We start from the raw sequence: 12,966 nt of genomic DNA, 5'->3' as shown, positions 1-12,966 counted from the left end.
GCGACAATACCAAACGCCCGGCAAGGTTCAAAAGGCTAGCCAAAGACGGGCACGCCGATAATGACTTGGTGCAAGTAGAACGCGAACAGCCCGTAAGCCACGAGCCCAATGGCAACCGTGGCCAGTGTGGCGGGCAGTGACGTGGCCTGAGCGGCTGGCGGAAGTTGACGGCTACGCTGTTTAGCGGCTTTAAACGCCAAAATGGCCCACACAAGAAACGCTGCAAAAAAGAGGATATCGCCCAGCCGACCGTTCACCAGCAGGTGGGCAAATGCCCAGATTTTAACGGCCAACATCATCGGGTGGCCCAGTTTGGCTTTAATCGCATTACCCGGTACATAAGCTGCCACCAACATAATAAACGCAGGCAGCATCAGCAGCGCCACCGCATGGCGCAAGCCCATGGGAGGGAACCAGACATTGATGGGATTTAGGCGCGTTTGGCCATAGCCGTAAATGGCAATGGCAAGCCCTACAATAGCTACTACAGAGTAGGCCACTTTCCAGGTGCCTTCGCCGCGTGCGGCGATCTGCTGCTGTCGCCAGGATTCAGCAAAAATACGTACCGAGTGCCCGCCTAAAAATATCAGCAGGCCTAAGATCATGATGGTCATGGAGGTCACTCTCTGGTGAGTTGCAAGTCGTTGGTCGAGTGCGAGCATGCCACACTCCTCGGCAAACCACATGACACTACGTCAACTTTTAGCCAATGGTGGCGAGATAAAAAACGCGTCAAGCTAATCAAGTGATGACATATCTCACATCATGTTGATCACTCTATTGATGACTTTGTTGACGCCTGTGTTTCACACACCGGCTCTTAGACCCAGCCAAGGAACGGTATGCTTCACTTCACTTCTGCGTATCATCGCCGCCTCACTTGGACTTATTTTGGGCTATTCGTTGCCATTGGGATGACCGGCGGGCTACTTGGCCCCGCCTTGCCCCACTTAGCCGAAGTAAGCGGCTCTTCGATGAGCCAAATTGCCGTGCTGTTCACCGCGCGAGCCGTTGGCAATATGAGCGGTGCGATCGTCACGGGGCTGTTAATGGATCGCTTTAACGGCCATAGGGTGCTGTTGATGATGGGTGTACTGGCGGTGGCGGGTCTTAGCCTGGCACCGCTTAGCCCGCTTTTACTGCTATTAACGCTGCTGTTTATGCTATTAGGGTTTGCGGAGGTATCACTAAACGCAGGTGGTAATACGCTGCTGCTATGGCTGCACCGAGACGCGGCTGGCCCGAATGTCAGTGCGCTGCACTTCTGCTTTAGCTTTGGCAATATGTTAACGCCGCTGATTATGATTGCCGCTCTATCACTCACCGGGCAGTTTCATCTCACGTTTTGGATCGTCGCGCTAAGCGTCGCCGCTATGCTTTGGCCGCTTTCGCGCTTTACCAGCCCGACGATGCCCATCGACGTCCCCCATCCCGACACCGTCGCAACGCTCAAACATCGTGACCCGCTGCTGTTGGGACTCTTTATGCTGCTTTTCTCTATTTATGTGGGTATAGAGATTACTTTTGCAGGCTGGGTCACAGCCTACGGAACGCTTTCTGGGCTGACCACTGAGCAGGCAGCCCTGCTAGCCACCCTCTTCTGGCTAGCGCTTTCCGCTGGGCGCTTACTGGCTATTCCGTTACTGCGTATTTGTTCACCCTGGCAGGTGCTTTCAGGCTGTTTATCGTTGGGGTTGAGCGCATCCGCTGGCCTGCATGTAAACGCGCTGCCGCTAAGCGTCAGCGCCCTGTTATTTGGGCTTTCGGCCTCCGCTTTTTTTCCTACACTCTTTGCATTATGCAATCAGGCTATCGTCATGCGTGGGCGCACCACTGGCGCCATTTTTACTGCGGCAGGCAGCGGGGCGCTCATCATCCCCTCGTTGACAGGCCCGCTGCTGGACATCGCTGGCGCACGGGCGTTTCCTATTTTACTGGCGTCGCTGTGGCTGTTGATTGCATTAGGGCTTTGTTTGCTCGCCTTTCGCTTACGCCAGTTGACGCGCCGGCAGGGGCTTTAAAACCAGTCTTTGCGTTTAAACAGCCAAATTAACATGCCGCCAATGCCCAGCATGACTCCCCAGACAAAGAAGTAGCCGTACTGATAGCTCAGTTCAGGCATGTACTCAAAGTTCATGCCGTAAATCCCAGCAATAAACGTCAGCGGGACAAAGATAGCGGTGATCACCGTTAACACGCGCATGGTGATATTAAGTTGATGGGAAGAGATCGAGATATAGCCATCCACCAAATCACCACAAATGTCGTAGTACATTTGGGTTAGCGTATAAAGGCGCTCAAAACGCTCCTCTACATCGGTAATGGCATGCAGCGTTTCACTCTCGCCTCTAGGTAAGTGAGCGTAGTCATAGGCCGTTAGCTCTTGCGTAATGCCTTTATGGTAGCTAAAGATGCGGCGCATTTTCACTAACCGTGAACGGTAAGCGGTGATCTTGCGCATCAAGACATCGTTACCATTTTCGAGCAGTTCATCTTCGAGGTCGCTTAACTCGGTTTCAAACTCCAGCAGGCTATCGATGTAGAAGCCAGCCGACGTATACATCACTTTTAGCGCTACTTGCTCAGGAGAAAGCGCTAGCAGCGCTTTTCCATGCTCGCTAAATAAGCGCTCGATACTGAGCGCTTCCCCGGGGTGCAGGGTTACCAAAAAGCGCTCACCAATAAAAAAACAAATCTGCTGAGGCACAAAATTTAACTGGGCATCAAAAGAGGAAATGCCGCGATAAATAATTAACGTATGGTGTTCAAACTCTTCAATTTTCGGTGGATGACGCTCTTTGTGGGCATCTTGAATGGCCATAGGGTGGCAATCAAAATGCTCTAGCACCTCGCGCTCTTGCGCCTCGCTCTCCCCTTTCATATCCACCCATAAATGGGCAGTGGGCATGGTTTTCCATTCATCGATCAGGCTTACATCGCCCTCACGTACGTCGCCTTCTGGCGTCGTTAAGATGCAACGAATCATAATCGTCCTTGGGTTCGTTAAAGGTTAGGCGTGGTGTCTGCTGGGCACGCTAACTCAATGCGTGCTTTACCTGCCCGCTTGGCAACATACATGGCCACATCCGCGCGTTTTAACAGCTCATGGGCCGTTTCGGCCGCATCCGGAACAAACAGCGCCACCCCAATGCTGGTACTGACCTGCAACACAGCGCTACCCACCTGCAACGGCTGCTCAATAACGTGTATTAGCTTTTGTGCCAGCGGCTCTAACGCGTCCTCGGTTACCCCTTCTAGCAACACGACAAATTCATCGCCTGCCCAACGGGCAACGAAGTCGGTTTCTCGCACCGCTTGCTGCAAGCGTTTAGCCACGTCGCGTAGAAGTTCGTCCCCCATGGCGTGGCCATGCTGGTCATTAATGCTCTTGAAGCCATCTAAATCTAGAAATAGCACTGCCAAAGGATTCAGCGTTCGCCGTACGCGTGCCATGGCCTCAGGCAGTCGCTCGTCTAAGGCACGGCGGTTGGGCAGCCGAGTGAGCACGTCTTCACGGGCCTGCTGGTCCCGTAAGCGCTCTAGCTGCTGTCGCTCAGTGATATCGTGAATAAATAGGCTGCGTCGCGCCCGGCCATGGATTTCATAGCTCGTTAAGCGCACTTCTACCGGCAAACGAACACCGTCGCTTCGCGTTGCCTCACAGGAGACGGGGACTGTTTCATCTTGGTGAGAAAGCCCTTGAGGGAACATCAACGCGGTCAGCGGACGTGTTAAGGCTTCTTTACGGCTCCAGCCAAACATGCTTTCGGCGGCACGATTCCAGTCCAGCACACGGCCTTGGCCGTCAATACTCAGGTAAGCATCGTACGCAGACTCAATCACTAAATTGAGCTCGCGGGTTCGCCGCTCGATTTGCTGCTCAAGGCTTTTATGAAGTGCTGTGAGCGCTTCTTGGGTGGCAGTACTGATTTTTTGCTCTTTGATCAGCCGCTCGCGCAGATGAATTTCACCGATCACAATATCGGCTAAATCCTGCATGGCGGCCTGCTCTTGAGTAGTAAGCAGCCTAGGTTGGCTATCCATAGCACACAACGATCCCAGCACGTAGCCCTGGGAGTTTTTAAGCGGTATGCCTACGTAAAAACGAATGCCGTCTGGCATCGTCACATACGGATTAGTCGCAAAGCGCTCGTCTTGCTTAGCGTCCTCCACCACCAGCGGCGCAGCTTCCAACACGGTATAGGCACAAAACGCCACATCACGTGGCGTTTCTGAGATATCAACGCCCACTTGTGACTTAAACCACTGACGGTCGGTATCAATTAGGCTAATGGTAGATTGAGGAACGCCGAGTAGCACCGTTACCAAGCGCGTAATGCGATCGAAAACAGGCTCATTCGGCGTATCCAGCAGTGCCAGCTCGTTAAGCGCGGCTAAACGGGCGTTTTCGTCAGGCGGTAACAGGTGGCTCATGGCGATCGCACCCAAAATTGTAGTTAACCAACCGACAGCATAACGCGAAACAACACTTCCTGCTTAACGCCTTGATTCTACGTTATGTGCAGGCCGCCCCCTCAAACATGCCATCAATACGCTGACCGCCGTCGATAGCAAAAGCGCACCCACAAAGGGCCCTAAGGTAGGAATACTGCCCGGGAAGCTTGCTGCGGTCATACCGGCCATCACACTCCCTTGACTCACCCAGCCTGGTAGCACCGCGCCGACAAAGCCCGCCAGCCCACCACTCACGGCTGCCAAGGGCGTCATACGTCTCCACAAGCCCAACAGCACTGGCACCACAATCGCAGCACATAATAAGTCCGCAATCAGAAACAGCCGCAACACCGACAAGCCTTGTAAGGCAATGACAATCACCGGCACCATCAGTGCCACGGTAATCCAGCGCGCTTTATTCAGCGCACCGGCATCGTCACCGCTAGCCCACAAGGAGGCAATGCCGTTTTGGAGCGTATCGACGCTGGAGGTCACCAGTGTAACGGCCAGCACCAGCGCAGGCAGCGTTATCCAGATAGGCGCACCGCTTAACAGCGCAAAAAATGGCATCGGCGGGTCACCCAGGCTAGCGCCACTCATCGCTGCCATCATGCCCACGCCACCAATCACCATAACGACGAGCACCGTCATACCGCCGCCTAGCCAGGCCCCTTTTCCAAGGCTTGCGCTATCTTTGGCTGCCCACACGCGCTGCCAGTAGCCTTGGTGAAATAGATTGGCAGCCGTCACCGCAATCACCAGGGTTAACGCCACGCTTAGTGAACTACCCATCGGTAATGACGGTAGCGCCGCATTGTTGGGCATCGCCGGAAGCCGCCACAGCGTCACGCTGGCGACTGCCAATAACAAGGCTAACAGTAACCAAGCCTGCCAACGGTCGGTGGCCAAGCTAGCACGCAGCCCTCCCAGTACGGTGTATAGCAGGGTAGTCAGTGCAACGCTAATGATGACCAGTGCGGGCGGCACATCCGATAGCAACGCTGTAATGGCACCAATGGCCGTCAGCTCTGCGGCTAAAAAGCAGCCCATGTAAGCAACGGAGATCAGCGCCACAAAACGGCGTACACCGGTGCCATAACAGGCTTGCGCAAACTCTGCGATGCTTCGCCCCTCAGGCAGCGCTTGGCGTATTTTTGGCCCGTAAAGACCCAGCACGATAAACGGCAGGGCCGAGCCAAGTGCATAGCCCAGTAGCGCTACCGGGCCAACAAAGGCACCAATCTCTGGCGGGGCAAAGAGAATCCACGCGCCCATGCCGGACGCTAAGAAAGAGAGCCCAAGGGTAGACGCTGTTTGCGAGTTGCGCGCGGTGACGTAGTCATCCAGCGAGCCTCCCCCAAACCGTGCCCGAAGGCCCAAATACGTAAAGCAGCACAATGCTGCGCCTATGATTGCAGACGTTAGGTAGGGCATGTCGCACTTCCTCCGCCGGTATGAGCCGGATCAGGTTCCAGGGTCTGCGTCATGCGCATTCTCAGCCCGTCTTGGGCTCCCCTGGCGACAGTGAATGGGGGGCTATCCTCAATCAAAGTAGCGTTTTAGTAAAGTCTTACGATGTTGGCTGAGTGGGTTCATCCGGCTTTTTGGGCACGCGCCCCATTAGATAAAATTCAGAATTGGGTGGTGTTCCCGCTAAGGTCACCAAGCGATTCGACATACCAAAAAACGCGGCAATAGCACCAATGTCCCAACAGTCATCCAGGGTAAACCCCACCTCTTCTAAGCGGGTTTGCCATTGTGGCGAAAACTCCCCCAGTTCAATGGCACTGTGCAATGCAAAATCAAGCATTAAGCGGTGGCGTTCGCTTAGCCCTGCCACGGTATGGTTAATGGCGATATTATCGGCTAATAGAGGGTCTTTACTGTAAATACGCACCAGCGCGCCATGAGCCACCACACAGTACAAACAGCGATTACGGGCACTGGTGGTCACCACAATCATCTCTTTTTCAGCTTTGGTGAGCGTATCGGAGTCACGCTCCATGAGGGCATCGTGATAGGCAAAGAAGGCACGAAACTCATCCGGCCGATGGGCCAACATAAGGAACACATTTGGTACAAACCCCGCCTTTTCCTGAACGGCCAGCATGGCATCGCGGATATCGCTGGGCACATCCTCTAGCGTTTGAGGCAGTTTAAAACGACTAATAGCAGCAGACATAGGCACACCTTTTTTGTTGTGTTGTTGTTAGTCAGCGCCCCCTTGAACTAGCAGGTAACAAATTGCTAACTAAAGAGTCTTTCAATACACGTTAGTGCTCGCCATACTCTTAATGATTTTATGCCATAAGAGCCGTACGCTATTTGCAAAGCGGCGTACTAACAGGGAAAACCACCATGTCATACTCTGAAGCAAAAGAGCACACGCCAGGGCGTTTGCATGAACTCTTCGCGGACCCCTACCGTGCGTTCGAAAACGATACAGATGAGCGCCAGCTGCATGTTCGTATCATGCTTCATACGTTGCTTGCCCGCCCTATGCAGCGGGGGCAGGTGACGCTTCGTGTGATTCACGGTTGGGAAAATGGCGGCTTCGAACCGGCCGACCTGCAACATGCCGACTTTCCCTTACGCAGCCTTGAAGATTTCGACGTCGCTGTCGAGCGCTTTGCTAAGGCAGCTCAACAGAATGCGCCCTTACCCGCTGATAGCACCGCCATCCTTGCCGCTCCGCTGGCCAATGCCATTGCGGACGCCCAGGCAGAAGGCAAATCGCTCACAGACGATATCCGTGCAACCCCTGCGCGTTGGCCCGCGTTTGAAGGCGGCTTAGCGCTTTATACGCTGTTTAAGATGTACCACCGCTTAGTCTATGGCGAAGACGACACCTACCGCTGTTCGCAGTGCGACACGCCTCATGGCCCACGTGAAATCCATGAATTCCATATGGAAGAGGGCGAATTCGCCCTGCTCGCCCCACTAGATGAGCAGCCTGAAGCCCCTTATTTGGTGGTACTGCACGAAAGTCAGCTCGGTCCTATCAAGCAATTACTCACCAGTAGCTTGCCGCTGTTTGAACCCTTCTAATGCCCACGTACCCCTTCTCCCCGCAGGAGGGAGAAGGGGTATTTTGTGTGCTTGTTTACAGCGATATCGTGCTGTTAATACCGCTAGAGACATTTTCAGGCTCAAACCAACGGGCGGTAACCGTTTTGGTTTGCGTCCAAAACGCAATAGCCTGCTTACCGTTGGGGCCTAAGTCGCCCAGTTTAGACGCCCGCGAGCCGGTAAAGCTGAAGTACGCAACGGGCACCGGAATCGGCACGTTGATACCAATTTGGCCCACGTCGATGTCGGTTTCAAAACGCCGCGCCACCCAGCCTGAATTGGTGAAGATAGACGTGCCGTTACCGTTAGGATTCGCGTTTATAAACGCAATAGCGTCATCCAGCGTTTCTACGCTCACCACGCACAATACTGGGCCGAAAATCTCTTCTCGATAAATGGTCATGTCTGCCGTGACATCGGCAAACAGGGTTGGCCCAACGAAGTTACCTTCGGAGTACCCTTCTACCGTGTAACCGCGGCCATCTACCAGCAGTGTCGCACCTTCCTTTTCACCCGCAGTAATCAAGCGCTCGACTCGCTCTTTGGCCTGTGGCGATACCAGCGGCCCTAGATCAGCATCACGCTGAGTGCCTGGCCCTACCTTCATGCCACGGGCTCCCGCCTCGATATCTTTGATCCACTCGCGCGCTTCGCCTACCAGCACGACGACGGAGTTGGCCATACAGCGCTGCCCAGCGGCTCCAAACGCAGAGCCCAATAGGCTATCGATGGCTTGGCTGCGGTTAGCATCCGGCATGACAACACAGTGGTTTTTCGCGCCCATCATCGCCTGCATACGCTTGCCTGCGGCGGCGGCGCGGTTATACAGCAGCGAACCTACGTGAGTGGAGCCAATAAACGACAGCGCTTTGATATCCTGATGATCCGCGATTTGATTCGCCACATCAGGCCCACCGTGCACTACGTTTAAGACGCCTGCAGGAACTCCCGCTTCATGAGCCAACTCAACCAGCCGCATAGTAGAGCTGGGATCTTGCTCAGAGGGCTTCAACACAAAGGTGTTGCCGGTAGCGATGGCCAGCGGGAACATAAAGCAAGGCAGCATAATCGGAAAGTTAAACGCAGTAATACCCGCGCCTACACCCAGCGGCTGGTGCATGGTGTACACATCTACTTCATTCGCCGCGTTTTCCGCCAGCTCACCTAGCTGCAGCGAGGTAATCGAGCACGCGTGTTCTACCACTTCCAAGCCGCGCCCTACTTCACCTTCCGCGTCGGGCAGGGTTTTGCCATGCTCTTCGGTAATCAGCGCCGCAAGCTCGCCTGTGTGCTCACGAATCAGCGCCTGTAGCTTGAGCATGATGCGCATGCGCTTACCTAACGGTACTTTACGCCACTCTTTAAAGGCTGTTTTGGCACTGGCAATGGCGCGCTCAACCTCCTCAGCGGTACAGAAGGGAACGCGAGCGACGACCTCTTGGGTCGCTGGGTTAACCACGTCCCGCCACTCCTGGCTTTCTGACATCACCGGCTGACCATCGATATACATCGGTATTTCGCGAACGGACATGACGCTTTTCCTCATGGTTATGTTTGTTATGGAATCTGTTTAGGAACCCGTAGGGTATATCAGCAAGTTGACGTAAACGTCAATTAGCCACTGGATAAAGGTTAATCACGCTGCCAACCACAATTTGCCTTTCCTTCCCAGCGGCGGCCTCGCTATGCTGAGACAGTTGCGTATCAGCATTCACCCTCGTGAGATGCGCTGTGGTGATCACACAAGGAGGCATCCATGCAGACGTTTAGCTGCCGCTGCGGTAATCCGCTGTTTTTCGAAAACACTCACTGCTTATCCTGTGAGTCTGAAGTAGGCTGGTGCCCCGCCTGCAACAATATTGTCGCGCTAGAGCCGTTAGATAATGGCGGCTACCAGTGCACCCACGAAGGCTGCGGTACCGCGCTGATGAAATGCCATAATTACGCCGTCGAGAATGTGTGTAACCGGATGGTGGTAATGGCAGAGGGCCATGCAGATACGCTGTGCGACTGCTGCCGCTACAACGATGTGATCCCCGACCTAGATATTGAGGGCAACCGTGAGCGCTGGGCAGCACTGGAAGGCGCAAAACGACGGCTATTCCATACTCTGGACCTGCTCAAACTGCCCCACGGTATTGAGGGTGAAAACATACGCGTACCGCTGAGTTTTTCGTTTATGGCGGATGCGCTTCCCGACCAGGGTCTGTGGCGCTCTACGGCAAAACAAGAAAAGGTCTATACAGGCCATGCCAATGGCCATATCACCATCAACGTTAAAGAAGCCGATGACGTTGAGCGTGAGCGGTTACGGGTCGACATGAACGAGTCCCACCGTACGCTCATTGGCCACTTTCGTCATGAAGTGGGCCACTACTACTGGGATTTACTGGTAAAAGGCCAGGATGAAGACGCCAGTTGTCGTGTGTTTGGCGACCACAACAACCCCACTTACAGCGATGCACTCGAGCAGTACTATCAACAAGGCGCGCCTGCTGATTGGCCAACGCGCTTTATCTCGGCGTATGCGTCGATGCATCCATGGGAAGATTTTGCAGAGACGTTTGCGTTCTATCTCGATATGGTAGCTGTGTTAGATACGGCGCTGCACATGGGACTTTCCCGCGCAGAATATGATGGCACGCTGGACAGCATGCTACAGGCGTTTCATCAGGTAGGCATGGCGGTAAACGAGCTTAATCGTGATATGGGCTTGCTGGATTTGGCACCGGGAGTGATTGCTCCTGCCGTGCGAGAAAAGCTGACGTACCTGCACCAACTGATTCATAACGCAGACGCCAGCCCTCAAACTAACTAGTCGTTATCTTGATCTCCTGAGTGGCTCTGGCTTTGCCGCTGAGTCACTCGAGGAACATTATCGGCATTCACAAAATAAGTAGCGCTGAGCGTATCGTGAATCGCCGCAAAACCAATTTGCAGCTCATCCACAAAGGCGTGCAGCTTGCTTGGTGAATGCGCCAGCGCCTGAATATCTGCATCCACAACGTCAGCCCGCACCAGCGACACCGTCGCCGCCACGCGGTCTTGGCGAGGCAACAGCTGCAGCTCATGCCCTAGGGTTTCTAAGCTACAGGCAATTGAACGGGGTAGGTGTGGGTCTTGTAGCAAAAAGCGCAGGACATCAGGGCCACGCACCCGCAGACGCACCTGCTGACGATACATCTGATACGCGGTGAGCGATTTCAGCACACTCATCCACTGCAAGTTCTCAAACGGCAACAACTCTTCAGGGTTTTGCGGCAATAAACTGGCCGAGCGCACATCGACAATCCGCGTGGTCATATCGGCGCGCTCAAGCTGGCGGCCCAGCTTGATAAACGTACGCGCCGGACCGTGACTCAGCGTGCCTTCAATCAAACCCGTCAGCGTCTGGCAGCCACGAATAACGTTCTTCAAAAACGCATCTCGACGCCGTGGGCTGACCCCGTTTTCGGCATGGTCCGCCACGCTAAGATAGAGCTGGTTCACCTCTTCCCAAATTTCTCGTGGCACCACATCCCGCGTAGTACGCAAGTTCTCCCGCGCGCTGGCCAGCGCTGAAAGAATAGAGCTACCGTTTTGGGCATCGGCACATAAAAAATGTACAACGCTGCGCTCGTCAAAGCTGGTGTGGCTAGCATTAAACGCTTCCAGCGTACCGGTCATTTCAATAAGCGGTGCCCAGCCAAGCGGCAGGTGGCGGGGCAAATCCAGCATCAAATGGCTGTTAACGCTTAACAGCCGCGCGGTGTCTTCGGCCCGCTCAATATAGCGCGCCATCCAGTAGAGATTTTCTGCTACGCGTGACAGCATGGCGCTAGGCTCCTTTCTGCTCAGCGGCACCTGCCGCGTTCTCATCAGTTTCAACAATCCAGGTATCTTTACTGCCGCCCCCCTGGGAAGAGTTCACCACCAAAGAGCCCTCCACGAGGGCAACGCGGGTCAGCCCACCGGTGGTGACATGGGTTTCCGGGCCTGACAAAATAAACGGACGAAGATCGACGTGACGCGGCTGCGGCAAGCCGTTAGCAAGCGTTGGAGTCGTTGAAAGCGCCAGCGTAGGCTGAGCCATATAGTTACGCGGGTTTGCTTTGATTAACCGGGCGAATTCGTCACGGGTCTCTTTGGTAGAGCGAGGGCCAATCAACATGCCATAGCCGCCAGACTCATTGGCAGGTTTTACGACCAGCTCATCTAAGTGATCCAGCACATACTTACGGTCATCTTCAAACATACACAGGTAGCTGGGTACATTAGGCAGCAGCGGCTCCTGGTCGAGATAGTAGCGGATGATGTCAGGTACAAACGCGTACACCACTTTGTCATCGGCAACGCCTGCCCCAGGCGCATTCGCCAGCGCGACCTTGCCCGCTCGCCAAGAGCGCATCAAACCTGGCACCCCCAGCATGGAGTGCGGGTTAAACGCCTCGGGGTCTAAAAACTCATCATCGACCCGGCGATAAATCACGTCGACACGGCGCAGGCCTTCGACGGTTCGCATATAAACGACGTCATCGTCATCGACCAGTAGATCACTGCCTTGCACCAGCTCAACACCCATTTGCTGGGCAAGATAGGCATGCTCGAAATAGGCTGAGTTATAAATCCCCGGCGTGAGTACCACGACTTGCGGGTCGTCCCCTGGACGTGGCGACATCGCCGCCAGCATGTCGTAAAGCTGGGCGACATAATCATCCACCGGCAAAATCTTGCCTGAGGCAAAGAGCTCCGGCAGCACGCGCTTGGTAACATTGCGGTTTTCCAGCATGTAAGAAACACCGGAAGGAATCCGCAAATTATCTTCTAGAACGTAAAGAGTGCCGTCGCCACCACGCACTAAATCAGAGCCACAGATATGCGCCCATATACCATGGGGAGGATTAACGCCGACACACTGGGGACGAAAGTTTGCCGACTGAGCCAACACTTCAGCCGGCAATACTTTATCTTTAATGACTTTTTGATCGTGATAGAGGTCATCAATAAACAGATTGAGTGCCTGAACACGCTGCTTTAAACCTGCCTCTGTTTTACGCCACTCATTGGCCGGTATAATTCTTGGTACAATATCAAAGGGCCACGCACGATCAATCATGGCCCCTTCTGAATAGACGGTAAACGTAATACCCATCGTTCGGATGGCAATTTCAGCCGCTGTTTTACGCTCGGCCAACTCTTCAGCGCTAAAGTGCGCCAGCATGTTACACAACTCATCCGCGGAGGCACGTGGCTTGCCTGGGGCCGCTAACAGTTCATCGTAAAAATCACGGCACGCATAATTATTCCAGTCTACTTGGCTCATGGGCGCTCTCCTGGCGCTAGGGTGGAAGCGGCAACTTCCTTAATTCACTAGTGTAGGCCTGCCGCGTGCAATGTACGTAGCAACTTGACTATATAAACACGCAAAACTCGTACCATATTCCCCGCTATTTCAACGCTTAA

General features: G+C 54.2%; 10 protein-coding genes, 1 pseudogene and 1 riboswitch. Of the genes and pseudogenes, 3 read left to right on the top strand and 8 right to left on the bottom strand.

What is annotated here, in order from left to right; translation table 11 throughout:
- Positions 1-35 precede the first annotated feature (35 nt).
- Complete coding sequence (locus IEW65_RS09760) at positions 36-614, bottom strand: NnrU family protein (protein WP_188639465.1); 579 nt, start codon at positions 612-614, stop codon at positions 36-38.
- Positions 615-842: 228 nt separating this feature from the next.
- On the opposite strand from IEW65_RS09760, the gene IEW65_RS09755 reads away from it, so the two are divergent.
- Complete coding sequence (locus IEW65_RS09755; protein ID WP_188639282.1) at positions 843-2,021, top strand: MFS transporter; 1,179 nt, start codon at positions 843-845, stop codon at positions 2,019-2,021.
- On the opposite strand, the gene corA is transcribed toward IEW65_RS09755, so the two are convergent.
- The 4 genes from corA to IEW65_RS09735 form a co-directional block, all read right to left on the bottom strand.
- On the bottom strand, positions 2,018-2,986 hold the full coding sequence (gene corA, locus IEW65_RS09750; RefSeq protein WP_188639281.1) for a magnesium/cobalt transporter CorA: 969 nt from the start codon (positions 2,984-2,986) through the stop codon (positions 2,018-2,020). The two genes, IEW65_RS09755 and corA, sit on opposite strands and share 4 nt — an antisense overlap.
- A gap of 17 nt (positions 2,987-3,003) precedes the next feature.
- A complete protein-coding gene (locus tag IEW65_RS09745) occupies positions 3,004-4,434 on the bottom strand; it encodes a sensor domain-containing diguanylate cyclase (protein ID WP_188639280.1) in 1,431 nt (476 codons plus the stop codon).
- A 63-nt stretch (positions 4,435-4,497) separates the two neighbouring features.
- Positions 4,498-5,889: an SLC5/6 family protein gene (locus IEW65_RS09740; RefSeq protein ID WP_188639279.1), complete on the bottom strand. Its 1,392-nt coding sequence runs from the start codon at positions 5,887-5,889 to the stop codon at positions 4,498-4,500.
- Positions 5,879-5,982, bottom strand: a riboswitch (TPP riboswitch). (Overlaps the previous gene by 11 nt.)
- A gap of 43 nt (positions 5,983-6,025) precedes the next feature.
- Positions 6,026-6,637, bottom strand: coding sequence for a peroxidase-related enzyme (locus IEW65_RS09735; protein ID WP_188639278.1), 612 nt, complete (start codon positions 6,635-6,637; stop codon positions 6,026-6,028).
- A 176-nt stretch (positions 6,638-6,813) separates the two neighbouring features.
- Here IEW65_RS09735 and IEW65_RS09730 point away from each other — a divergent pair, with 176 nt between their 5' ends.
- The gene (locus IEW65_RS09730) at positions 6,814-7,503 is read left to right on the top strand and encodes a hypothetical protein (RefSeq protein ID WP_188639277.1); all 690 of its coding nucleotides are present in this window, start codon (positions 6,814-6,816) and stop codon (positions 7,501-7,503) included.
- Positions 7,504-7,558: 55 nt separating this feature from the next.
- Here IEW65_RS09730 and IEW65_RS09725 read toward each other — a convergent pair whose 3' ends face one another.
- On the bottom strand, positions 7,559-9,055 hold the full coding sequence (locus IEW65_RS09725; protein ID WP_188639276.1) for a CoA-acylating methylmalonate-semialdehyde dehydrogenase: 1,497 nt from the start codon (positions 9,053-9,055) through the stop codon (positions 7,559-7,561).
- Positions 9,056-9,280: 225 nt separating this feature from the next.
- Between IEW65_RS09725 and IEW65_RS09720 the strand changes: the two genes are divergently transcribed.
- Positions 9,281-10,342, top strand: a complete 1,062-nt coding sequence (locus IEW65_RS09720; protein ID WP_188639275.1) for a zinc-binding metallopeptidase family protein — start codon at positions 9,281-9,283, stop codon at positions 10,340-10,342.
- On the opposite strand, the gene IEW65_RS09715 is transcribed toward IEW65_RS09720, so the two are convergent.
- Together IEW65_RS09715 and IEW65_RS09710 are read right to left on the bottom strand one after the other, a co-directional pair.
- A complete protein-coding gene (locus IEW65_RS09715; RefSeq protein WP_188639274.1) occupies positions 10,339-11,337 on the bottom strand; it encodes an alpha-E domain-containing protein in 999 nt (332 codons plus the stop codon). The genes IEW65_RS09720 and IEW65_RS09715 overlap by 4 nt on opposite strands.
- 178 nt (positions 11,338-11,515) lie before the next feature.
- Positions 11,516-12,619 (bottom strand): annotated as a pseudogene (locus tag IEW65_RS09710) (circularly permuted type 2 ATP-grasp protein); the annotation flags it as partial.
- Positions 12,620-12,966 lie beyond the last annotated feature (347 nt).

It is taken from the genome of Vreelandella lutescens (genome assembly GCF_014640815.1).
Classification (GTDB): domain Bacteria; phylum Pseudomonadota; class Gammaproteobacteria; order Pseudomonadales; family Halomonadaceae; genus Vreelandella; species Vreelandella lutescens.
Note: the sequence above shows the minus strand (reverse complement) of the source record. Positions and strands in the feature narration are given on the sequence as shown.

Excerpts from the sequence above, each read along its gene's own strand:
- IEW65_RS09715 (WP_188639274.1), bottom strand. The coding sequence starts at position 11,337 with ATGCTGTCACGCGTAGCAGAAAATCTCTACTGGATGGCGCGCTATATT.
- IEW65_RS09735 (WP_188639278.1), bottom strand. The coding sequence starts at position 6,637 with ATGTCTGCTGCTATTAGTCGTTTTAAACTGCCTCAAACGCTAGAGGAT.
- IEW65_RS09745 (WP_188639280.1), bottom strand. The coding sequence starts at position 4,434 with ATGAGCCACCTGTTACCGCCTGACGAAAACGCCCGTTTAGCCGCGCTT.
- corA (WP_188639281.1), bottom strand. The coding sequence starts at position 2,986 with ATGATTCGTTGCATCTTAACGACGCCAGAAGGCGACGTACGTGAGGGC.
- IEW65_RS09755 (WP_188639282.1), top strand. The coding sequence starts at position 843 with ATGCTTCACTTCACTTCTGCGTATCATCGCCGCCTCACTTGGACTTAT.
- IEW65_RS09760 (WP_188639465.1), bottom strand. The coding sequence starts at position 614 with ATGACCATCATGATCTTAGGCCTGCTGATATTTTTAGGCGGGCACTCG.
- IEW65_RS09720 (WP_188639275.1), top strand. The coding sequence starts at position 9,281 with ATGCAGACGTTTAGCTGCCGCTGCGGTAATCCGCTGTTTTTCGAAAAC.
- IEW65_RS09740 (WP_188639279.1), bottom strand. The coding sequence starts at position 5,889 with ATGCCCTACCTAACGTCTGCAATCATAGGCGCAGCATTGTGCTGCTTT.
- IEW65_RS09730 (WP_188639277.1), top strand. The coding sequence starts at position 6,814 with ATGTCATACTCTGAAGCAAAAGAGCACACGCCAGGGCGTTTGCATGAA.
- IEW65_RS09725 (WP_188639276.1), bottom strand. The coding sequence starts at position 9,055 with ATGTCCGTTCGCGAAATACCGATGTATATCGATGGTCAGCCGGTGATG.